We start from the raw sequence: 21305 nt of genomic DNA on the forward strand, positions 1-21305 counted from the left end.
TGTCCGCGTCCGCGTCACGCCGTCGCCGAGCGGTACTTGCGGACCGCGAGCGTCCGGAAGATCAGCACGATCAGGACGGAGTAGATCACCGAGGCCCAGATCGAGTGCCGCATGGGCCAGGCCTCGGACTCCGACACCCCCGGGTTGGCGAACAGCACACGGCAGGCCTGCACGGTGGCGCTGAACGGGTTCCAGTCCGCGACATGCCGCAGCCAGGGCGTCATGTTGGCGGTGTCCACGAACGCGTTCGAGATGAACGTGACCGGGAAGAGCCAGATCAGCCCGCCGGAGGTGGCCGCCTCGGGCGTCCGCACGGACAGGCCGATGAGCGCGCCGATCCAGGTGAACGCGTACCCCAGCAGGAGCAGCAGCCCGAAGGCGCCGAGGACGCGGAACGCGTCGGTGCTGCCGGTCGTGCCGACCCGCCAGCCGACCATCAGGGCGACGATCGCGAGGACGAGCAGGGTCAGCGCGGTCTGCACGAGGTCGGCCAGGGTGCGGCCGGTCAGCACCGCTCCACGCGCCATGGGCAGCGACCGGAAGCGGTCGATGAGGCCCTTGTGCATGTCGTCGGCGATGCCCGCGCCGGCGCCCGCGGTGGCGAAGGTGACCGTCTGCGCGAAGATGCCCGCCATCAGGAAGTTGGTGTACGCCTCGGCGCTGGTGCTGCCGCCGATCTTCATGGATCCGCCGAAGACGTAGGTGAACAGCACCACGAACATGATCGGCTGGATCAGTCCGAAGATCACCATCTCGGGGATGCGGGACATCCTGATCAGGTTCCGCTTGGCGATGACCAGGGAATCCCGGATGGACTGGGTGATCGGGTTCGAGGGCGCCGTGACCGGCACGGCGTCGCTGACGGCGCTCACTTGGCGGCCTCCTTCTTGCTCTTGCCGGTCCGGGCGTCCGCCACCCGGCCGTCCTCCTCGGCCTTCTCCTCGGCCACGTGGCCGGTGAGGGAGAGGAAGACGTCGTCGAGGGTGGGGCGGCGCAGGCCGATGTCGTCGATCTCGATGCCCCGGGTGTCCAGCTCGCGGATGACCTCCGCGAGGAGCTTCGCGCCGCCGGTGACGGGCACGGTGAGCTTGCGGGTGTGCTCCTCGACCGTGGTCTCGCCCTTGCCGAAGCCGCGCAGCACCTCGGAGGCGGTCTCGATGTGCTCGCGCTCGTGCACGACGACCTCGACGCGCTCGCCGCCGGTCTGCGCCTTGAGCTCGTCGGCGGTGCCGCGGGCGATGACACGGCCGTGGTCGACCACGCAGATGTCGTGCGCGAGGTGGTCGGCCTCTTCGAGGTACTGGGTGGTCAGCAGCAGCGTCGTACCGCCGGAGACCAGCTGCTTGATGACGTCCCACAGCTGCTGGCGGTTGCGCGGGTCGAGGCCGGTCGTCGGCTCGTCCATGAACATCACCGGGGGTGACACGACCAGGGCCGCCGCCAGGTCGAGGCGTCGGCGCATACCGCCCGAGTACGTCTTCGCGGTGCGGTCGGCGGCGTCGGTGAGGTTGAACTGCTCCAGGAGCTCGCCGGCGCGGACCTTCGCGGCCTTCGCCTTCATCTGGTAGAGCTGACCGACCATCTGAAGGTTCTCGCGGCCGGTCAGGTACTCGTCGACCGCCGCGAACTGCCCGGAGAGGCCGACCCTGCGCCGTACCGCGTCGGGGTCCTTGAGCACGTCGATGCCCGCGACGACGGCTTTGCCGCTGTCGGGGCGGAGCAGAGTGGTGAGACAGCGGACCGCGGTCGTCTTGCCCGCGCCGTTCGGCCCGAGCAGGCCGAGCACGGTGCCTTCCGGAACATCGAGGTCGACGCCGTCCAGAGCCCTTACGTCACCGAAGGTCTTCACCAGGCCTTCGGCGTAGATGGCGCCCGGCATGAGAGTTCTCCACGTCGTTGGGGATTTTCGGTCTTTACGCAATGAGCATATTTTTCCGGTTCGACCCCACTCGGGCGCCGACCGAGACGCGCACACCCTAACGCGATGTATCGCGTCGCTCAATGGATTTTCCCTGCCCGGGACGACCGGGGCTGTGACGACGGCTCCGACCTCAGCCGATGACCGTGTACCCCGCCTCGCGCAGCGCCAGATTCACCTCGGCGCAGTGCTCGGGCCCCTTCGTCTCCAGGTGCAGCTCGACCTCCACCTCCGTGAGCCCGAGCCGTGGATCGGTCCGTACGTGGCTCACATCGAGGACGTTAGCGTCCGCCACTGACAACACCCCGAGAAGTGTGGCCAGGGCGCCGGGCCGGTCGGTGAGCCGCAGCGTGACCGCCAGATAGCGGCCGCCCGCCGCCATGCCGTGCCGCAGGATGCGCTGCATCAGCAGCGGATCCACGTTGCCGCCCGACAGCAGCGCCACCACCGGGCCCTCGAAGGTCCCGGGAGCGCGCAGCAGCGCCGCGACGGAGCTCGCGCCGGCCGGCTCGACGACCAGCTTGGCGCGCTCCAGGCACAGCAGCAGCGCGCTGGAGAGGTTGTTCTCGGAGACCGTACGGACCTCGTCGACCAGCTCCTCGACGAGGCGGAACGGCACGTCACCGGGGCGGCCGACCTTGATGCCGTCGGCCATCGTGGCCGGGTTCTCGATCGCCACCGGCCGTCCGGCCGCCAGCGAGGGCGGGTACGCCGCCGCGCCCTCCGCCTGCACCCCGATGATCCGTACGTCCGGACGCAGCGCCTTCACCGCGAGGGCGACGCCCGCCGCCAGCCCGCCGCCGCCGACCCCCAGCACGATCGTGCGCACCTCGGGGCACTGCTCCAGGATCTCCAGACCGACCGTGCCCTGGCCCGCGATGATGTCGGGGTGGTCGAAGGGATGGATGAACACCGCGCCCGTCCTCGCCGCGTACTCCTGCGCGGCGGCCAGGGTCTCGTCGACCACCTGCCCGTGCAGCCTCACCTCGGCGCCGTAGTCACGGGTGGCCGCGACCTTCGGCAGCGGGGCGCCGGTCGGCATGAACACCGTGGACCGCACGCCGAGCAGCGAGGACGCGAGCGCGACGCCCTGCGCGTGGTTGCCGGCACTCGCGGCGACGACACCCGCGGCGCGCTCCTCCGGAAGCAGGCCCGCGATCCGCACGTACGCGCCACGCAGCTTGAACGATCCGGTCCGCTGCAGGTTCTCGCACTTGAACTGCACCGGCGCGCCCACCAGCTGGGACAGGTACCTGCTGCCCTCCATCGCGGTCACCCGCGACACACCCGTGAGCATCTTCTGCGCGCCGCGTACGTCGTCGAGGGTCACGCTGGGAAAGGAGTCAGCCGTGCTGTAGCTCATGACCACCAGTCTCGCAGTTCACGCGGGCGCACTCCCGTGGTGACCACGCTCCGAGACCAGGTTTGCGCAGCGCCGGTACGGCCCGCGCCCCGGCCGCGTAACCTGTCCCCCAACCCAGCTCCCCACGCATGAATTGAGCCCCCGGCCATGCCCACAACACCAGAAATGTCGATGGACATGACGACCGTCGGTGACACCGGTCTTCTCGAAGCCCTGCAGCACGAGGTCGCGGTCTTCGCGCGCCGTGCGGAACAGACCCGGCTCGGCGGGGTGGGGCAGGTGCGCAACTCCATGGACCGTGCCGCGTACCTGCTGCTCAACCGCCTCGACAAGGAAGGCCCCATGGGCGTCAAGGCGCTCGCGGCGAGCATGGGGATCGACTCCTCGACCGTCACCCGGCAGGTCGCCCCGCTGGTCGACACCGGGCTCGTCAAGCGCACCTCGCACCCCGAGGACGGGCGCGCCGTGGTGCTCCAGCTGTCCCCGCGCGGCCAGTCCCGCCTGGACGAAGTGCGCACTTCCCGGCGTCAGTTGATGGCCGAGCTGACACACGAATGGGCGCCGGAGGAGCGCGAGGCGTTCTGCGCGCTCCTGACGCGCTTCAACAGCGCTCTCTCCGCCCGCCAGGCGGCCCAGGGCATGCCGGCGCCGGAGTCCGAACCCGCCTCCTGAACCACGCGGGAACTCCGCGCCGGACCCGGTGTCCTTTGGCCTCCGTGCCCTCCACGTCCTTCCCCGCGCGCGTGCATGTGCGCCGGGCTCTTGACCGGAAGGCGGCACCTGGCCTCATATGAGACCGGGTCCTCGTCGTACGCGGTGCGACGGGCCGCACGCGGCCGCGGGCCCGTTTCCTCAGGGTCACCCTCAGGGGGGAGGCGTGGTGCGAGAACGGCGTGCGTCCCAAGACATCCGCCGGGCCCGGGAGTTCAAGGCGTTCGTCGCGGGCGCGGCCGGGCGGCTGCTGCACGCCGCCACGCTGCTCACGGCGGAACCCCGGGACGCCAACCCGCGCGCGCGGAAGCTGCTGACGCTGGCCCTGGCCCATACGTACGCCTCCTGGGACCGGCTGCACGGCGAGGACCCCTACGACAGCGCCCGACGGCAGCTGGCGGTGCGCTTCCAGCGCACCGCCTGGCATCAGTACGGCGGCTTCGGGCGGCTGCGCCCCTCCCCGGACAGCGTCCTGGCCCGCCTCACCCCCCAGGAACGCCTGGTCCTCGTCCTCAGGCTGTACGAGGGGGTCGCCGAGGAGCAGACGGCGGCCCTGCTCGGCCTTCCCACGGAACGTGTCCGGGTGATCTGCGCCCGGGCCATGGCGACGCTGCTGCACCCGCCGAGCGGCCCGGCGCCCACCAGGGTGGAGGTGGCATCGTCATGAACCTGCCGGACCGCGAGGCGACGGTACGACGGCTGCTGGAGCAGGCCCCGCCCCCGGTGCCGCCCGACCTGTACGGCGAGGCCGTACGCCGCGGAGGGCGCATGCTGCGCCGCCGGACGGCGGCCCGGCGGCTGCTGTGGCTGGTGCTGTTCGCCGCGGCCGTGGCCTTCGTCGTCTGGGCGACGATGGCCCGTCCCTGGGTGGAGCCGCCGTCCGAGACGACTCCACCGCTGACGGGCTGGTGACCGGCCGGACGGACGGTCGCCTCGCCTAGCCCAGGGCCTGCTGAAGGTCCTCGAGCAGGTCGTCGATGTTCTCGATGCCCACGGAGATACGGACGAGGTCGCCGGGAACCTCCAGCGCCGAACCGGCCACCGAGGCGTGCGTCATGCGTCCCGGGTGCTCGATCAGCGACTCCACACCGCCCAGCGACTCACCGAGCGTGAACACCTTGGCGCGGTTGCAGACCTCGACGGCCGCCTCCTCGCCGCCCGCGACCTGGAACGAGACCATGCCGCCGAACGCCCGCATCTGCTTCGCGGCGGTCTCGTGACCGGGGTGCTCCGGGAGGCCCGGGTACAGAACCCGCGTCACGCGCGCGTGCCGGGTGAGCATCTCGGCGACCCGGCCCGCGTTCTCGCTGTGCCGGTCCATGCGCACGGAGAGCGTCTTGGTGCCGCGCAGCACCAGCCAGGAGTCGAAGGGCCCGGCGACCGCGCCCATCGCGTTCTGGTGGTACGCCAGCTCCTCGCCGAGTTCCTGGTCACCGGTGATCAGGGCGCCGCCCACGACGTCCGAGTGGCCGCCCATGTACTTGGTCAGGGAGTGCACGACGACGTCCGCGCCGAGCGCCAGCGGCTGCTGGAGGTAGGGCGTCGCGAAGGTGTTGTCGACGACCAGCCGGGCGCCCGCCTCGCGCGCGATCTGCGCGACCGCGGCGATGTCCGTGATGCCGAGGAGCGGGTTGGACGGCGTCTCGACCCAGATGACCTTCGTCTTCGGGGTGAGGGCGGCCCGCACCGACTCGAGGTCGCTGGTGTCGGCGACCGACCACTCCACGCCCCACCGGGAGACGACCTTCGCGAAGAGCCGGAAGGTCCCGCCGTACGCGTCGTTCGGGATGACCACGTGGTCGCCGGGGCTCAGCAGCGTACGCAACAGGCAGTCCTCGGCCGCCAGTCCGGACGCGAACGCGAGGCCGCGGCGACCGCCCTCCAGGGCGGCGAGGTTCTCTTCCAGGGCGGTCCTGGTGGGGTTGGCGCTGCGGCTGTACTCGTAACCGCCGCGCAGCCCGCCGACGCCGTCCTGCTTGTAGGTCGAGACCTGGTAGATCGGCGGGACGACCGCGCCGGTGAGGGGATCGGCGGTGTTGCCCGCGTGGATCGCGAGTGTCTCGAAATGCTGACTGATGTGCCTGTCGCTCATGAGTCCCGAGCGTAGTGCTCCCCAGGCGTTCATGACGGCGCACACCCTCCCCGGCGACACCGCGCCCCGCCGGGAACCGGCCACGGGCGGCGTCGGACGACCGGTGCCGAGGCCGTGACGGGAGTACGGAGTGGTGAGAGGGGTGGTGGGAGGAGCGGCGGGAGGAGTGGTGAGGGACCGCTGCCGGGGCCGCGACGGGAACGGCTGCAGACCGATACCGAGGACGTGGTGGGAGAGGAGGACGTGGTGGGAGCGGTTGTGGGCCCGGTCTGGGACCGGTTGTGGGAAGGGTCTGGGACCGGTTGTGGGCCCGGTCTGGGACCGGTTGTGGGACCGGTTGGCCAATTGTCGGACCCGTCTGGTTCGCTTGAGGCATGGAGATTCTCTGGGTCCTGATGGCGCTGGCCATGTTCAGCCTGGTCCTGCTGCCGGTGTTCCGGCGCAGGCGCACCGGTGTACAGCTGGTCTCGCCCGGGGACCCGGACGCCGCGGACCCGGCGAACTACGGGTTCCTGCGGCAGGAGGAGCTGGACATCCGCATGCCGGGCCCGGACGCGGATCTGCTGAACGTCCTGGACGTGGTGCAGCAGACCCAGGACTACCGCGCGGCCTCGCAGCTGCTGGCCGGCACGGAGACCGAGGGAGAGACCCGCTGGCAGCGGGTCCAGGCCTTCGCGGGGGCCGCGTCGCTGGAGCTTCAGCAGCGCCCCGGCGGGGTCAGCGAGACACCCGGCGGGCAGTGGCTGCGGGTGTGGCGCGCCGAGGCCCCCAAGGACGCGGGCGGCGCGGCGGTGCACGCCGAGTTCCTGGTGCAGCAGGCCTGGCGGACGTCGACGCCGGGGACCGACGACTTCCGGATCATCATGGAGGAGGCGCGGGCCGCGTGCGGCGAGGCGGCGCTGCTGTCCCCCGGTGACCCGATCCCGTACATCGTCGAACTGTCGGTGGCCCGTGGACTGGCCTACTCCCAGCCGGAGTTCGAGAAGCTCTGGCTGAAGATCCTGGACCGCGCGCCCTCCCACATGGGCGCGCATCTGGCGGCCCTGCACTACTGGTGCGAGAAGTGGCACGGCTCGCGGGAGACGGCGTACGCGTTCGCGGAGGCCGCGGCGGCACGCGCACCGCAGGGCTCCCTCCTCGCGGCGATGCCGCTCTTCGCGGTCTTCGAGCACCTCCCCGAGGTGAACCTGGTCCGCAGCTTCTACCAGAGCGAGGTCGTGACCAAGGCCGTCCACGGCGCGCTGTACGCGGTCCACGCGGCCCGCCCCGACGACCCGATGCTCGCCCACGTCCGCCACCTGCTGGTCTTCTTCCTCGTCCGCGGCGAGCGCTGGTCCGAGGCGATGAACCAGCTGGTGCACGTCGACGGCCACGTCGGCGCCCTGCCCTGGACGCTGACCCACGATCCGGCCGCGGACTACGCGATATACCGCGCCCTGGCGGTGGCCGGCTACGAGGCGAACGGCGGAAACCCGGCGACGCTGTCGCACTGAGCGGGCGACGAACGCACGCGTGAAGGCGCCCCTCTCCGGCGGGCCGGGCGAGGGGCCCCCTTCGGAATGCCTGTCCACGCAGCCGCGTTGGAGGCAAGTGACGCCGCACCCACCCCTCCCACCACGGCCCCGGGCCATGGTGCCCGGGGGGTGCTGATGTGCCGGTGTCCCCGAGCCTCTGGCCCCGAGGCCCGTGCTGGTGTCCTCGCACCCCGTGGAGAGCGCATGTTCCTGTACAGCCGTACGCCTCAGCTCCCGACCGCCGAGCAGGCGCTGCTCGGCCGCCCCGAACCGATCTTCACGCTCCCCGACCGGCACACCGTCCTCGGTACGCCGCTGCGCGGTCCCTACCCCGACGGCCTGGAGGTCGCCGATTTCGGCATGGGCTGTTTCTGGGGCGCCGAGCGCGCGTTCTGGCAGCTCCCGGCGGGGGTGTACACGACGCTGGTCGGCTACCAGGGCGGCTTCACCGAGCACCCGGCGTACGAAGAGGTCTGCTCCGGCCTGACCGGCCACACCGAGGTGGTCCGTGTGGTCCACGACCCCGAGCTGATCACGTACGAGCGGCTCCTCCAGGTCTTCTGGGAGTCCCACAACCCGACCCAGGGCTTCCGCCAGGGCAACGACGTGGGCACCCAGTACCGCTCCGCCGTCCACACCCACACCCCGGCCCAGGCCCAGTCGGCGACCGCCTCCCGCGAGGCCTACCAGAAGGTCCTCACACGGTCCGGCCACGGCACGATCACCACAGAGATCCTCCCCGCGGAAACCCGCCCCTTCTACCCGGCGGAGGGCTACCACCAGCAGTATCTTTCGGGCAGCAAAAACCCGGACGGGTACTGCGGGCTGGGCGGAACGGGGGTCAAGCTGAGTACCCCGTTCGGGACCAACTGGGGTGTGTCGTGCCCGACGGGTCTCACGCCGGCTCCGACCGAGAACTGAAGCGGCCGTCTCCAGAAGGGCAGTTGACGGCACGCGTCGACTGCGCCATCTGACCGCAGATGGACACGGCCATACAAATCGGCCCGACTGGAAAGAAGTTGCTGCCTCTGACGGTCAAGAACGCCGCCGGCGCCGAGCGGTCACAGCCACTGACGTGGACAGGGCACTCGATCGGGTGATTGATGCCCCGGCGGGGGCGAGCGAGGACGAGGTGGCGGCTGCACTGGCTGCGGTGGGCGCTTCGCGTCCTCGCCTTCCTGCGCCGCCCGTCTCGTCCCGGACTCCGCTGCCGGGCCCTGGAAGCGCTTCACAGATCGTCTCCGAGGTGGAGGGGGTCTGAGGGGCGTTCGAGGCGTCTGAAGGATCGAGCGACACGGTGATCCCCCTCTCCGACCGGGAGGGGGATCAATCAGTTGGTCCGCGTTTTCCTACGCGGAGGTCTAAAGGGCCCGCCTTCGCCGGGACTCCCTTGACGCCGGACAGTGCCCACCGGCCTTGCTCGTTGAGTCGGCAACGATGCAGCCAAACCCGCCCATGACTGGAGGAGTCTGGTCAGGAGAGCGGGACGCCGGCGATGGCGATGCGCTCCATGACACGGCGCCGCGGGAAGTAGTCGCTGATCGCGTAGTGCTGGGTGGCGATGTTGTCCCACACGGCGACCGAGCCCGGCTGCCAGCGGAACCGCACCTGGTACTCGGGGATGCGGGCCTGGAGGACGAGCTCGTTGAGCAGTTCGCGGCTCTCCACGTCCGACAGGCCGACGATCCGGGTCGTGAAGGGCTCGTTGACGTAGAGCACCTTGCGGCCCGTGCGCGGGTGGTGGACGACCACCGGGTGTTCGACGGGCGGCAGGTTCTCGCGGTGTCCCGCGATCTGGCTCTCGGTCATCAGCAGGCCGTGGCTCACAACCCAGTCGTGCACGGCGGTGAGTCCTTCGATGCGGGCCTTCATGGACTCGGTGAGGTTGTCGTAGGCGGCCGCCATGTCCGCCCACATGGTGTCGCCGCCGGCGGGCGGTACTTCGACGGCGCGCAGGACGGAGCCGAGTGCCGGCGCGGCCATGAACGAGTGGTCGCTGTGCCAGATGTTCTCCGTGCCCATGAGCATGTCGTCCTTGGCCAGGCGGGTGACCTCGTTGGTGTCGCCCTTGGGGAAGAAGGGGTTCGGTTCCGGCTCGCCCCACAGACCGGAGAACGCGAGCTGGGACTGCGGGTCGAAGGCGTCCTGGCCGCGGAAGAAGAGCACCTTCCATTCCAGCAGGGCCTGTCGGATCTCCTCCGCGACGTCCTCGCCGATCGGGAGTGAGAGGTCGACGCCTTCCACCTCGGCGCCGATGTGCGGGGTGAGCGGGCAGATGTCCAGGAGCCGGTAGTCGGGCTGGGCCATGCCGGGCGTGATGCGGTCGAGCGTGCGCTTGCCGTAGTGCATCAGTGGCTTGTCGAGCGCGGGGGCGGGGGTGGTGACGACGCTGTCCATGAGTCCTCCGTAGCGAGCCGGAATATCGTTACCGGCAGTATCGTTATTGAGGCGGAGGGAGGCAAGGACCTGGCGGCAGGAAAATTGAGGCGGAATCCGTGGCCGGGAGGCCGTCAGTGAGTCGAGCCGACAGCGCGGGCGACGAGGTCCACCAGCGCGTCCACGAACCGTGCGTCGGGCAGCTCCTGCTCGCCGACCAGCCGGAAGAGCAGCGGGGCGGCCACCAGCGTGGCCGTGGCCCGGACATCGGTGTCGGGCGCCACGTCGCCGCGGGCGATCCCGCGCTCGAGGATGCGCCTCGTCTCGCCCATGATCCGCTCGGTGTACTCCGAGTACTGGCCCCCTGCCGTGCCAGTCTCGGCCGCCGCTCCGATCAGGCCGGAGATCAGCCGGTCGGACCCCGGCAGCCGGTATGCCTCCAGGCGGGCGGTGAGTACGAAGTGGAGCTCGGCGCGGAAGTCGCCCAGATCGGGCACCGCGAGGACGCCGAAGCGGGTTTCGGCAGCAGCGATGATCAGATCCTGCTTGGTGGGCCATCGCCGGTAGATGGCAGGCTTGCTCACCGCGGCCCGTGCGGCAACGGCGTCCATCATGACCGCCCCGATGCCCTCCTCGGTGACCAGGCCGACGACGGCTTCCAGGACCGCCCCGGTGACCCGCTCCTCCCGCGGCCGCCCCGGTGTCCGCTCCGTAGCGCGCGACTGTCTACCCACCATGCACCGAGCCTACGATCTCCACGGGACCATGCGGTCCACCAGGAGGTATGGGGCGGTCGAACCGCGGGACGAAGCAGGAGGGCGATGCGCCCGAGGCGGCGGGGCCATCGCCCTCCTCCCTGCCGCCTCGCGAACCATTCGTGTCTAGCCGAGGGGGTTGGTCGTGTCCCGCAGGGCGGCCAGGGCCGGGGCGTACATCCGGGCCTTGATGGTGCCGAGGGTGTCGCCGGCCTTGCCGGCCTGCGTCTGGGCGATCTCGATGGCGGAGGCGCGGACGGAGTCCTCGTCGACTGCCTGGTCGACGATGCCAGCGGCCAGTGCGTCGCCGCCTGCATAGCGGCGGGCGGTGAGCATCGCCTCATGGGCGGACTGCGGTGCCAGCCGGGACTGGATGAGTGCGGACATGCCCGGGGTGAAGGGGATGTTGATGTCCGCCTCGGGCAGGCACCAGTAGCCGCGGTCGGCACGCATCACGCGGAAGTCGTGTGCCAGGGAGAACATCGCGCCGGCCGCGAAGGTGTGTCCCTGCAGAGCGGCCACCGTGACAACCGGCAGGGACAGCATCCGCGCGAGGAGCCCCTGGACGGAGATGACGTAGTCCTGGTGCTGGTCGGCGTGGGCGAACAGCCACTCCAGGTCCAGGCCGTTGGAGTAGAACTTTCCCGTGGCGGCGGTCACCAGGGCACGGTGCCCATCAGCCTTCTCCACGTCGTCCAGTGCGGCGTTGGCGGAGGCGATCCAGTCGGGGTGGAAGCGGTTCTCGCCGTCTCCGAGGTCGAGGACGAAGACGTTGTCCTGACGGTCGAGCGTGGGCATAGCGGCTCCTTCAGAGCGGGTCGTTCGCAAGGTGACAGGTCAAGGCCGCGGCGCGACTGTTCAGGTCAGAGGCCGCACCGCCCGGGCAAAAAGGGCGACTACGGCAGGCTGACGACTACCGGCCTGGGCCAACAATAACGGAACTGCCAGTAACGTATCTAGAGGGTCAGGCCCTGGACGCCGGGCAGGAGGCTCGACGCGGACGTCGCCACCGATGAGGACTTCCGGGTGGGCAGGCGGCCCAGCATGATGAACGTACGCGCGGCTGTGACAGCGGAGCTCTCCCGACATCCGCCAGGGGGTCCGCACCCCTCTGACGGACGATCGGCGTGAATGGTCGGAAGGGAAGTTCCGGTGTCGTTGCGCCTCGCGTGATGGTCAAGACGCGCTCATGGAAGTCGCGCGAGGCGGTCTCGCGGGGGTAGCGAGAACGGAGTTCCCTGTCCAGTTCGTTGGCGACTAAAAGCAGGGAGGGAAGTGACCTGCGATCGGCTGCAAGGGCCATGGCTCCCAGGCCGACGGCTTCCTCTGTGTCCCCGGTGCGGGCGGCGGCGACTCCGAGAGTGAGGCGAGCCTCTGCAGCGCACATGGGGGAGACTTCGGTTCCGTCGGGTCCGGTGCTGATGCGGATCACGGACCGGGCGTGAACAGCGGCGCGTTCATCGTCTCCGAGTAGACGGTAGGCGTCCATCTCGTAGAAGTCCCATTTGTCTGGGTCGATGATGAAGTGGTGCTCGGGATGATCCGGGCGGGGCAGTCGATCCAGCCTCGCGCGTCCGGCATCCAGGGAGTCACGGACGAGCCGGGCGTCTCCCATGCGGGCGGCAGCGCGCGCTTTGTGCGCGTAGAGCTGCACGCCGACTGAGTGTGACTGGTCCGCGGAGTGGCTGGCCTCTACGGCGTCGAGCATGTCAGTCCAGCGGCTTTGGGTGAGGGCGAACCAGGCCTCGATCTCCCATGCCCAAGCCTTGATCTCGCCGTGTCCGGCTTCGTCGCCGATTCTCCCCCGCTTCGACGATGATCACTGTCCCGGCGTCTCCGATGACGACGGTGGCACTGCCGAAGGTGAAGCTCTCCGCGACCGTCGTGTCACCGGAGAGCGCGTACGCCTGCGCGTCGTTCACGAGGGACATCAGAGACATCGCGGGAGAGTGATCAGCCATGTGCGCATCTTCCTCGACGACCGGATATCGGCTTCCGACAACGCGGTTGTCACGTACCACCCGTCCCGCCAGAGGTTTGTGAGCAAGGCTTGACCTGGATCACCGAGCAGCGTCCACAGACCTGTGCTGCCATCTGACCCATGGGTGATGCTGGCGGTGTGCCCGGGCTGCCGGTCAGGGACGCAGGTGGGCCAGTAGTTCTTCATCGGCGGGGTATCCCTGCTCCTGGGGGAGCAGTCGGGTCGCTGAGTCCAGTTCGCCGTCCCTGACGAGTGCGTGGATCTCATTGGCGAGCGGAGTCACGTCACTGATGGACACGATCCAGTCGTCCGCGTAACGCGACGATGCCTCACCCGAGAGCCCCAGTTGCAGCGAGCGGTACGGCAGGGGACGCAGGTGCAGATCGCGTTCGGGATCCCACTGGACACGGGCCGGTGCGCGCTTGAGGTCACGCTGCCAGGCGGTGCGATCGGGATGCAGACCGCGAACGTAACTCGACAGGCAGGCATGGCGCAGCGCCCAGTCGAAGCCGTCACGAGTGATCTCGACGGCGAGGACGGTCTCCTGCCCGGTGTTCGTGCCCCAGTTCGAGCGGTACATCATCCACATGAAACTGGGTTTGATCCACGTCATGCGGCCAGGCTTCCACGCAGCGGGAAATCGGCCGTCGCGGATGGCGGGCAGTCCGATCTCGAGCGAGTACGCCTGGTAGACGGTGATCGTGGATGCCGTGTGGAGCGCGCGGATCCTGCGGTGCGGTTGTTCCATGGCGTACAGCGTGGGCTCGGCCAGGTCAGGTGACCACCGATTTTCGTACCCGTCTGACGGCGAGGGCTACGGTGCGGCGCCGCCATGTCAGCCTGCGTCGAGGAGCAGGGGTCCCCGCGTCCGGTTGTGCCGGGACGGGGGCACGCTGGAAGTCGGGGGCGGCACGGTGGAAGGAACCTTGCGGCCCCTTGCCCCTTGAGTACGGCTTGTCTGCCCGCCCGGAGTCCGGCTGGCCTGGGCCCCGTCGTCGTTGGGATGGTGCCGCGGCCGAGTCGTCCTGGCTGCTGGTTCGGGCAAGCGGAAGGGGCTGACTGGGAACACGCGCCATGGCGACTCCCGCCGAAGCGCCTGCGCCGGCCTCCGTGACGAAGGGGTCCCGAGCCGTGGCCACCCCCTTCCCTGCAGGCGTCTGCCTGCACACGCTGAGCGCCGCCATGTCACTCCTGTCGAACGGCCGAGCCGAGAGGAACGGGAGAGTCGCGGACGGAGACCGGGAGGAGGAACATCGGAGTCACGGAGGCAAAGTGGTGGTTATGGGGACGCCCTTGATGCATTTCAGTGAGAGTCCGGAGGATCCGTTCGCCCTGGGGCATGCCGCTTCGGCCGTGCTCGACGATCACGGCACAGTGGTCGGCTGGAGCGCACGTGCGCAGGAGCTGCTGGGCTACCGCGCCAAGGAAGTGATCGGACGGGCGTGGCGGGACCTCCTGGTCGACGCCCGTGACCTGCCGGTCGCGCGGTCCGTCGTCGTGGACGCCATGAGGGCAGGGGGCTGGTTCGGAGTCCTGCCCGTCCGGCACCACGACGGACGGCGTGTGGAGATGGGTTTCCGGGCCCGCGCGATCACCCGCGACGGAGATCGTCAAGAGTGGTTCCTGGTCGGTGCCCCTGCCGCGGAAATCGTTGCCTGGCAGCGGGACCGTGCGCTGCTGGACGGCCTGTACCGCCGGTCCCCGATCGGTCTGGCCATCCATGGCCCGGACAGGAAGGTGATTCGGGTCAACCGCGCGATCGAAAAGGCCAGCGGCATCACGGCCGAGGCGCCGGTGGGCCGTAGTTCCGGTGAGTTCCTTGTCGACGAGGACGCGGGTCCGGCCGAGGAACGGGTACGACACGTCCTGGAGACCGGCGAGCCGTTGATCTTCACGGAGCAGTCGGCGCGCACACGCCATGCTCCGGGGCAGGAACGGATGGTGTCCGTCTCCGCGTTCCGGATGGAAGACTCCTCGGGCCGGGTTCTCGGCGTGGCGGAGACGATCGAGGACGTGACCCAGCGCTACCGGGCCCGACGCAGGCTCACTCTGCTGAACGAGGCGAGCGCCCGGATCGGAACCTCACTCGACGTGACGCAGACGGCCCGGGAGCTGGCCGAGGTGGCCGTCTCCGGCTTGGCCGACTACTGCTCGGTGGACCTCCTGAAACCGGTGGCACTCGGTGACGAACTGCCCTTGGACATGGCAGGTGCGCTGCTGCGAGTGGCCCTTTCGCCCCCAGAACCACGGGTCCCGTTCCAGGAGGGCGACGTGGTCCCGCTCCTTCCGGAGTCCCCGCAGGCGCGGTGCCTGGCCGAGCGTCGGCCGATTCTCGAACGGCTGCTGTCCCTCCGCCCCGAGTGGTACGCCATGGACCGGCGGCGGATCGAGGTCGCCCTGGGTCTCGGCGTTCATTCCCTGATCGCGGTGCCCTTGATGGCACGCGGCCTGGTACTGGGCGTGGTGAGTCTGTGGCGAGTGCGCCATTCGGAGCCTTTCGAGGAAGACGATGCCGCGGTGGCCCATGAGTTTTCCTCGCGTGCGGCCGTCTGTATCGACAACGCGCGCCGCTTCACCCAGCAACAGAGCGCCGCTCTGACTCTGCAGCGCAGTCTGCTGCCGGGCACGGTGTCCGACCTGCCGGCCGTCGAGGTGGCCTGCCGGTACCTGCCGGCGAGCGGTGAACCGGGCATCGGTGGTGACTGGTTCGACGTGATCCCGTTGTCAGGGGCCCGAGTCGCCCTCGTCGTGGGAGACGTGGTCGGCCACGGCATCCACGCCGCGGCCTCGATGGGGCGCCTGCGCGCCGCCGTGCGCACCCTGGCCAGCCTCGACCTGGAACCGGACGAGGTGGTGGCCCGGCTGGACGATCTGGTCAGTCTGCTGGCCGCCGAGGGGGAGACGAACGCCGAGGGCAACCAGTCGGCGATCGAGCAGGTGCTCGGGGCCACGTGCGTCTACGCGGTCTACGATCCGGTCTCCCGGCAATGCTCCCTGGCCCGCGCCGGCCACCCGGCACCCTTGGTGTCCACGCCGGACGGCCAGGTGACCGTGCTCGACCTGCCCGCGGGTCCACCGCTCGGCCTGGGCGGGCTGCCGTTCGAGATGTACCACCTGGACCTCCCTGAGGGCAGCCTGCTCACGCTCTACACCGACGGCCTCCTGGAGGCGCGCGACGGCGACATCGATGCCGCGCTGGAGAACCTGGAGGAATGTCTCGCCCACGGTGCCGATCCCCTGGAGCGCACCTGTGACGGGGTGATCGAAGCGCTGCTGCCCACGGACCGCCGCCCCACCGACGACATCGCGCTGCTCATGGCCCGTACCCGGGTACTGCCGCCGGAGCACTTCGCCACCTGGCACCTGCCGCTGGAAGTGACCGCTGCCGCCCGCGCCAGGGAGCTGACCACGGCGAAACTGGCCGAATGGGGGCTGTCGGACATGGCCTTCACCACCGAGCTGGTCGCCAGCGAGCTCGTCACCAACGCCTACCGGTACGCGGACGGCCCCGTCACCCTGCGTCTCATCCGTACACACTGTCTGATCTGTGAGGTGTCCGACGCCAGCCACACGTCCCCTCACCTCCGAAGGGCCCTCAGCACGGACGAGGGCGGACGCGGACTCTTCCTGGTCGCGCAGCTCACGGAGCGGTGGGGCACCCGCTACACCCACGACGGCAAGACAGTCTGGACGGAGCAGCCTCTGCCACCCTCCTGACCCCCGCGGGCCTCCACGACTTCCACGTCTTCCACGACCACGGCCCAGGTCGTGGCGGAAGTCGAACGCCTGGCCGGCCAACTCGTCGAACTCGCCAGTACGGGAATCGACGTCAGTGATCTCGGCAACGGCCCAAGGCCGAGCGGCCTACGTCGTATGGACGCGGCCGGCGGATGGTTCTCCTTCCTCGTGGCCCCGCGCGCCCCACTCGTCATCATCGTCCGCATCGTGCCCCCGTTCGACGCCTTGTAGCGACTGCGCCGGCCCTCTCTCCCTCGCCCGAGCGGTGTCGTGAACCCGTGGAACCACCACACCCCCGGTCGGCCCGGCCCGGCCCCGCCGGCACGATCGGCACGATCGGGACCAGCTGACCGACCGGAACCGTGGCGGTCCGGGTCAGGGCCGGATCGCCGAACCGTGCAACTCCGATCGAGTGGACTCGCCGGAAGGCGGATCGGACAGGGGTCGCTGCCGAGGGGCCGGGTGGTGGTGTTGCCGTCTGCTCCCCTGACCCGGAAGAGGCGCCCCGACATGCGACGTACCACCTACCGCCGTCCGTTCGCCGCAGCACTGCTCGTGGCGTCCGTGCTGGCCCCGATGACAGCCACCCCCGCCGCGGCCGTCCACGCACCAGGGGTCCCCACAGCGGCCCTCCACCCGGCGGGCGCCGACCGGTACGACGAGGACCACTGTCCCCGGCACGGACTCGGCCCCGAGCTGACCGCCCGGCTCGACAAGGCGATCGAGGACGTCCGCCAGGAGGCGAACATCCCCGGTGTGGTCGTCGGACTGTGGATGCCGGGCAAGGGGAACTACGTCCGCGCGACCGGTGTCGCGGACACCGCCACCCGCGAGCCGATGCGGGTCGACTCCTACGTCCGGATCGGCAGCGAGACCAAGACCTTCACCGTCACCGCGCTGCTCGAACTCGTCGACGACCATCGGATCGGGCTGGACGACCCGATCTCCGACTACATCAAGGGCGTGCCGAACGGACGCCACATCACCCTGCGTCAGCTCGCCGAGATGCGCAGCGGCCTGTTCCCGTACACCTCCGACGCGGACTTCGAACACGACCTGCTGAGCAACCCGCAGCGCAGCTTCACCCCGCGGGAACTGCTCGCGTACGGCTACAAGCATCCGAACACCTTCGCGCCCGGCGCGGAGTTCCAGTACTCCAACACCAATCTCGTCCTGCTCGGCCTGGTGATCGAGAAGGTCAGCGGCCGCAAGATCGCCGACTTCCTCGACAAGCGGGTCTTCCGCCCGGCTCACCTGCGTCACACGCTGTTCCCGAAGGGGAACGAGTTCCCCGAGCCGCACCCGCAGGGCTACACCGACCAGACGCTGAACGGCGGCATCGCGAACGCCACCGACTGGAACCCCAGTTGGGCCTGGACGGCCGGAGCGATGATTTCCAACCTGCACGACCTGCGCCGCTGGGCCAAGGTCGTCGCCACCGGCACCCTGCTCAGCCCCGAGACCCAGGCACAGCGCCTCAAGACGCTGCCGACCGGCTTCCCGGGAACGAGCTACGGCCTCGGCATCTTCAACGCCAGCGGATGGATCGGGCACAACGGCTCCCTGCCGGGATACGAGACCGTGACCGTCTACCTGCCGTCGAAGAAGGCCACCCTCGTCCTCATGCTCAACACCGACGCCTCGGTGGACGGCCAGGAGCCGTCCACGCTGCTCGCCAGGGCCATCACGGAGATCGTCACCCCGAACAACGTCTACGCCGGGAACATCAACCCGAACTAGGCACCCCGTCCGGAAAGGCCGGAGCGCGACCGGAGGCCCGGGGCCGGAACGCGCCAGGAGGCCCGGCGGCCGGAGCACGGCAGGAGATGCAGGGGCACGGCAGGGGCGTCACCCGCTCCCGGTCGTGCCCCTGTCGCGTCGGCCGCCGACCCTTCAGAGTCCCCCGGCCATCCCCGCCACTCCCCCGACGAGCGCGCTGAGCAGCATCGCGGCGCTCAGCGCGCCGAACAGCACCAGCAGAGCACGGGGCGTCCGACGCCCACCCGCTCTGCTGCGGGCGGCCAGAAAACCCAGGAACAGCACCATCAGGCCGAGCAGGGAGATCGCCAGCCACCCGCACGAGGCGGCGACACCCGGCTGCTCGTATCCGGCGGAAGCCGTCCGCCGCAACGCGACCGAGCTGCCGATGGGCAGCCTCGTGTCGAACGTGGCATCGGCGTCCACGACGCTCCCGTCTGCGGAGCGGAAGATACCGCTGCAGTGCCGATAGCGGTGGCCGCCTCCGGCACGGTCCCAGAAGCAGGTCTCGACCCGGAGATGCCCCGGCGTGCCCGCCAGACCCGTGGCATAGCCGAGATGGGTTGCCGCGAGCCAGGTCACGACGGCGCCCGCGGCGAACAGGCCGGCGATCAGGAGCAGCGGTGGGCGCCCCGTCGGCACTCCCGCCCGGAGCCGACCCCGACGATTCACCCGTCCCCCCGACGATTCCCGACGATCTCCGTCGATCCCTGACCGATCCCCCACCGGGACGCCGCCTCGACTCCCGACCCGGACGCCGACTCGGCTCCCGAACGAAGTGCCGCCTCGGCTCCCGACCGGAACACCGATCCGGCTCCCGCTCGGGATCCGCTCGGGATCCGCTCGGGATCCGCTCGGAACACCGACTCGGCTCCCGCTCGGGACGCTAACTCCGCTCCCGCTCGGCGTCGTTCATGTCCCGGCAAAGATCGCGTGCGGGGGGCTAATCCACCACGATGCCGAAGTCCCGCACGAGTTCCTCCAGGCCGCCGGTGTAGCCCTTGCCGCCGAGGACGAACTTCCAGTCGCCGTCGGCCCGTCGGCGGAAGGAACCGAGTACCAGGGCGGTTTCTCGTGGCCGGCCGTCGGAGACGTCGAGCCGGTCCAGTTCGGCCAGGTCCGGATCGAGCAGCCGGATACCGGCGTCCGTGAAGCCGGAGAGGTCGGAGTCCGGGTTGATCTCGGGGTCGACGGCGGCCACGAGTACGAACCGGTCGGCCTCCGCCGGGAGCCCGTCGAAGGCGACGCGGATCGCGGCCTTGTCGGGCGCCACCGCGGCCAGTGCGCGCACCGAACCGTCGGGTGTCCGGGGGTTGTTGAAGAAGACGAAGTGATCGTCGCTGAGGACACGGCCGCCCCGGCAGACGAGCGCGCAGACGTCCAGGGCGACGCTTCCGGTCCACGACATGCCCAGGATGTTGTAGTCGTCGGACGGCCCGGGGTCCGACGCCGGCGGAGCCGACGGTGCCGGCCGCGCCGCGGCCGGACGGCCGCGCTCGCCCAGTCGTCCGCGCAGTCCGTGTCGGTGCAGCAGGTCGACGAGTTCAGGTCCCGGGATGAGCTCCAGGGGCTTGCCGTCGGCGAAGGCGTGCGAGCCGGGACCGAACCCCGACGTCGTCACGAGCACACCCTTGTTGGCGCCCGCGTCCTGCACCGTCCCGTACAGGTCGCGTACGGCGGTGGGCGGCACGGTGCTGCGGTAGCGCTTCACCTGCACGACGATCTTGCCGCCCCTGATCGGTGCCGGGTCGAGCGCGTCGACGTCCACGCCGCCGTCGTTCGAGCGCTGGGTCGTCACCGCCTGCATCCCCATGGCCCGGAAGAGATCGGCGACCAGCTCCTCGAACGCGATCGGATCCATGGCGTACAGGTCCGGTTCCTCGTCGCCGCCGTGGGCGACGACCCGGTTCCCGACATCCCGCGGCCGCCGGCTCGGCCGTACGGGAGTGAGCTGGTCCGGCCGGGCCGAGAGCTGTCCGCGCAGTCCGTCGGCCAGGCAGCTGCCCGCGTCCACCTGCGCCAGGTGCAGTTCGAGGAACGAGGAGCGGGAGACCATGACCGTCGTGAGGAAGATCTGGCCCGGTCGGCCCGTCGTGGGGTCGTGCCCGTCCACGAAACCGTTCAGGACCACCGACTCGAGTGCGCCCTGTTCATCCGCTCCGAAGAGTTCGTGCAGCACGAGCAGGGCGCACTGCGCGAGGACCTCCCGGTACAGGCTCCGGCGCTGGGTGACCGGACGCGGGGTCTCCTTGTCCTGATCGGTCCCGGACAGGTACCGGACGGACTTCACCTCGGGGACGACGCCGTAGGCGGGCAGTTCCCAGTCCAGCACCAACTGCCGGGCCGCGGTGTCGTAGGCGGCGGCGATCTGCCGCGGAAAGCCCTCCGGCCACGCGGAGGAGGAGTACAGGGCGGCGGAGAAGTACTCGATCACGGAGTCGGGATCCTTGCGGCGGACCCCTTCGGAGACCTCGACGACACCGGCGTTGTGCCGGCGTACGTCGGCCAGCTGGGCATCGGCCCACTGCTGGTACTCCCGCTGGTAGGACGTCAGTTGCCGCAGCCGGTGCGCCTCCGCGGCCTGGGCCGCGTGCCAGTCCCGCTCGAAGCGTGCCTGTGCTTCGGCCTGCGCCTGTGCCCGGCGACTCGCGGTCCAGCCGTTCTGCGTCTGGTACTGGCCGATGTCCGGCATGGCCACCGGCTGAGCCAGCGGCCCCGGGGCGAAGGGCTGGATCTGCTCGGGGCGCATGAGCGAGGCGGCCCGGAAGGCAGGAGCCCGGCACCCCGAGGCGAGAAGGCCCTGCAGCGAGGCGACCTGTGCGTCCAGTTCCTCGGTACGGCGTTGTGCCTCCGCCTGCCGGTACTCCCGGTACTCCTGGGCGGCTCGCCGCTGGTGGGCCCGCGCCTGCTGAGCTTCCTGTCTCCGCCGTCTGGCCTCGAGCTCCTGCTGGCGCTGCTGTTGCCGTTGCACCTCGGCCCAGACGCCGACAAAACCGGCAGAGCGACGACTCATGTGCTGCAGGCCCTCCCCAGGGTGTCGGCAGCCGAAAGGCCCCTTGGTTGTCCCCACAACCATGTGTAAGGAGGCGACTCTATCCA

Annotated in this window: 18 protein-coding genes; 8 read left to right on the forward strand and 10 right to left on the reverse strand. The window is 70.1% G+C overall.

The window, feature by feature from the left end; translation table 11 throughout:
• Positions 1 to 14: 14 nt before the first annotated feature.
• The 3 genes from OOK38_RS08400 to ilvA form a co-directional block, all read right to left on the reverse strand.
• A complete protein-coding gene (locus tag OOK38_RS08400) occupies positions 15 to 872 on the reverse strand; it encodes an ABC transporter permease (RefSeq protein WP_266762169.1) in 858 nt (285 codons plus the stop codon).
• A complete protein-coding gene (locus tag OOK38_RS08405; RefSeq protein ID WP_266762168.1) occupies positions 869 to 1879 on the reverse strand; it encodes an ATP-binding cassette domain-containing protein in 1011 nt (336 codons plus the stop codon). Before OOK38_RS08405 ends, OOK38_RS08400 begins: the two co-directional genes overlap by 4 nt.
• Positions 1880 to 2051: 172 nt before the next feature.
• Positions 2052 to 3281 carry a threonine ammonia-lyase gene (gene ilvA, locus OOK38_RS08410; RefSeq protein ID WP_266762166.1) on the reverse strand — a complete coding sequence of 410 codons (1230 nt, stop codon included), beginning with the start codon at positions 3279 to 3281 and terminating at the stop codon, positions 2052 to 2054.
• 165 nt (positions 3282 to 3446) lie between these two features.
• Between ilvA and OOK38_RS08415 the strand changes: the two genes are divergently transcribed.
• The 3 genes from OOK38_RS08415 to OOK38_RS08425 all read left to right on the forward strand — a co-directional run bounded on the left by OOK38_RS08415 (position 3447) and on the right by OOK38_RS08425 (position 4904).
• A complete protein-coding gene (locus tag OOK38_RS08415) occupies positions 3447 to 3953 on the forward strand; it encodes a MarR family winged helix-turn-helix transcriptional regulator (protein WP_266848293.1) in 507 nt (168 codons plus the stop codon).
• 208 nt (positions 3954 to 4161) lie between these two features.
• A complete protein-coding gene (locus tag OOK38_RS08420) occupies positions 4162 to 4659 on the forward strand; it encodes a sigma factor-like helix-turn-helix DNA-binding protein (RefSeq protein WP_266762163.1) in 498 nt (165 codons plus the stop codon).
• Positions 4656 to 4904, forward strand: coding sequence for a hypothetical protein (locus OOK38_RS08425; RefSeq protein WP_266762162.1), 249 nt, complete (start codon positions 4656 to 4658; stop codon positions 4902 to 4904). Before OOK38_RS08420 ends, OOK38_RS08425 begins: the two co-directional genes overlap by 4 nt.
• Positions 4905 to 4929: 25 nt before the next feature.
• Here OOK38_RS08425 and OOK38_RS08430 read toward each other — a convergent pair whose 3' ends face one another.
• A complete protein-coding gene (locus OOK38_RS08430; protein ID WP_266762160.1) occupies positions 4930 to 6084 on the reverse strand; it encodes a cystathionine gamma-synthase in 1155 nt (384 codons plus the stop codon).
• A gap of 374 nt (positions 6085 to 6458) precedes the next feature.
• Between OOK38_RS08430 and OOK38_RS08435 the strand changes: the two genes are divergently transcribed.
• Together OOK38_RS08435 and msrA are read left to right on the forward strand one after the other, a co-directional pair.
• Positions 6459 to 7577 (forward strand): hypothetical protein, encoded by a 1119-nt coding sequence (locus OOK38_RS08435; RefSeq protein WP_266762158.1) that lies wholly within the window; start codon positions 6459 to 6461, stop codon positions 7575 to 7577.
• Between the two features lie 225 nt (positions 7578 to 7802).
• The gene (msrA, locus tag OOK38_RS08440) at positions 7803 to 8519 is read left to right on the forward strand and encodes a peptide-methionine (S)-S-oxide reductase MsrA (protein ID WP_266762157.1); all 717 of its coding nucleotides are present in this window, start codon (positions 7803 to 7805) and stop codon (positions 8517 to 8519) included.
• 552 nt (positions 8520 to 9071) lie between these two features.
• On the opposite strand, the gene OOK38_RS08445 is transcribed toward msrA, so the two are convergent.
• The 4 genes from OOK38_RS08445 to OOK38_RS08460 all read right to left on the reverse strand — a co-directional run bounded on the left by OOK38_RS08445 (position 9072) and on the right by OOK38_RS08460 (position 13458).
• Positions 9072 to 9995, reverse strand: coding sequence for a TauD/TfdA family dioxygenase (locus tag OOK38_RS08445; protein WP_266762156.1), 924 nt, complete (start codon positions 9993 to 9995; stop codon positions 9072 to 9074).
• Positions 9996 to 10108: 113 nt separating this feature from the next.
• On the reverse strand, positions 10109 to 10711 hold the full coding sequence (locus OOK38_RS08450) for a TetR/AcrR family transcriptional regulator (RefSeq protein WP_266762154.1): 603 nt from the start codon (positions 10709 to 10711) through the stop codon (positions 10109 to 10111).
• A 144-nt stretch (positions 10712 to 10855) separates the two neighbouring features.
• The gene (locus OOK38_RS08455) at positions 10856 to 11527 is read right to left on the reverse strand and encodes an enoyl-CoA hydratase-related protein (protein WP_266762152.1); all 672 of its coding nucleotides are present in this window, start codon (positions 11525 to 11527) and stop codon (positions 10856 to 10858) included.
• Between the two features lie 1337 nt (positions 11528 to 12864).
• Positions 12865 to 13458 (reverse strand): DUF4291 domain-containing protein, encoded by a 594-nt coding sequence (locus OOK38_RS08460; RefSeq protein ID WP_266762149.1) that lies wholly within the window; start codon positions 13456 to 13458, stop codon positions 12865 to 12867.
• Positions 13459 to 14006: 548 nt separating this feature from the next.
• On the opposite strand from OOK38_RS08460, the gene OOK38_RS08465 reads away from it, so the two are divergent.
• The 3 genes from OOK38_RS08465 to OOK38_RS08475 all read left to right on the forward strand — a co-directional run bounded on the left by OOK38_RS08465 (position 14007) and on the right by OOK38_RS08475 (position 18188).
• A complete protein-coding gene (locus OOK38_RS08465; protein ID WP_266762147.1) occupies positions 14007 to 16427 on the forward strand; it encodes a SpoIIE family protein phosphatase in 2421 nt (806 codons plus the stop codon).
• Positions 16428 to 16478: 51 nt separating this feature from the next.
• Complete coding sequence (locus OOK38_RS08470; protein ID WP_266762146.1) at positions 16479 to 16679, forward strand: hypothetical protein; 201 nt, start codon at positions 16479 to 16481, stop codon at positions 16677 to 16679.
• Between the two features lie 279 nt (positions 16680 to 16958).
• On the forward strand, positions 16959 to 18188 hold the full coding sequence (locus OOK38_RS08475) for a serine hydrolase (RefSeq protein WP_266762145.1): 1230 nt from the start codon (positions 16959 to 16961) through the stop codon (positions 18186 to 18188).
• Positions 18189 to 18341: 153 nt separating this feature from the next.
• Here OOK38_RS08475 and OOK38_RS08480 read toward each other — a convergent pair whose 3' ends face one another.
• Positions 18342 to 18848, reverse strand: coding sequence for a hypothetical protein (locus OOK38_RS08480; protein ID WP_266762143.1), 507 nt, complete (start codon positions 18846 to 18848; stop codon positions 18342 to 18344).
• Positions 18849 to 19149: 301 nt separating this feature from the next.
• Positions 19150 to 21219, reverse strand: a complete 2070-nt coding sequence (locus OOK38_RS08485; protein ID WP_266762141.1) for a restriction endonuclease — start codon at positions 21217 to 21219, stop codon at positions 19150 to 19152.
• Positions 21220 to 21305 lie beyond the last annotated feature (86 nt).

The organism is Streptomyces sp. NBC_00568, assembly GCF_026341855.1.
Classification (GTDB): Bacteria; Actinomycetota; Actinomycetes; order Streptomycetales; family Streptomycetaceae; genus Streptomyces.

What these genes read in the sequence shown, in the direction of transcription:
- OOK38_RS08485 (WP_266762141.1), bottom strand. Translation starts at nt 21,219, where the DNA reads ATGAGTCGTCGCTCTGCCGGTTTTGTCGGCGTCTGGGCCGAGGTGCAA.
- OOK38_RS08465 (WP_266762147.1), top strand. Translation starts at nt 14,007, where the DNA reads ATGCATTTCAGTGAGAGTCCGGAGGATCCGTTCGCCCTGGGGCATGCC.
- OOK38_RS08430 (WP_266762160.1), bottom strand. Translation starts at nt 6,084, where the DNA reads ATGAGCGACAGGCACATCAGTCAGCATTTCGAGACACTCGCGATCCAC.
- OOK38_RS08460 (WP_266762149.1), bottom strand. Translation starts at nt 13,458, where the DNA reads ATGGAACAACCGCACCGCAGGATCCGCGCGCTCCACACGGCATCCACG.
- OOK38_RS08405 (WP_266762168.1), bottom strand. Translation starts at nt 1,879, where the DNA reads ATGCCGGGCGCCATCTACGCCGAAGGCCTGGTGAAGACCTTCGGTGAC.
- OOK38_RS08445 (WP_266762156.1), bottom strand. Translation starts at nt 9,995, where the DNA reads ATGGACAGCGTCGTCACCACCCCCGCCCCCGCGCTCGACAAGCCACTG.
- OOK38_RS08450 (WP_266762154.1), bottom strand. Translation starts at nt 10,711, where the DNA reads ATGGTGGGTAGACAGTCGCGCGCTACGGAGCGGACACCGGGGCGGCCG.
- OOK38_RS08455 (WP_266762152.1), bottom strand. Translation starts at nt 11,527, where the DNA reads ATGCCCACGCTCGACCGTCAGGACAACGTCTTCGTCCTCGACCTCGGA.
- OOK38_RS08475 (WP_266762145.1), top strand. Translation starts at nt 16,959, where the DNA reads ATGCGACGTACCACCTACCGCCGTCCGTTCGCCGCAGCACTGCTCGTG.
- OOK38_RS08415 (WP_266848293.1), top strand. Translation starts at nt 3,447, where the DNA reads ATGTCGATGGACATGACGACCGTCGGTGACACCGGTCTTCTCGAAGCC.
- OOK38_RS08425 (WP_266762162.1), top strand. Translation starts at nt 4,656, where the DNA reads ATGAACCTGCCGGACCGCGAGGCGACGGTACGACGGCTGCTGGAGCAG.
- msrA (WP_266762157.1), top strand. Translation starts at nt 7,803, where the DNA reads ATGTTCCTGTACAGCCGTACGCCTCAGCTCCCGACCGCCGAGCAGGCG.
- OOK38_RS08435 (WP_266762158.1), top strand. Translation starts at nt 6,459, where the DNA reads ATGGAGATTCTCTGGGTCCTGATGGCGCTGGCCATGTTCAGCCTGGTC.
- ilvA (WP_266762166.1), bottom strand. Translation starts at nt 3,281, where the DNA reads ATGAGCTACAGCACGGCTGACTCCTTTCCCAGCGTGACCCTCGACGAC.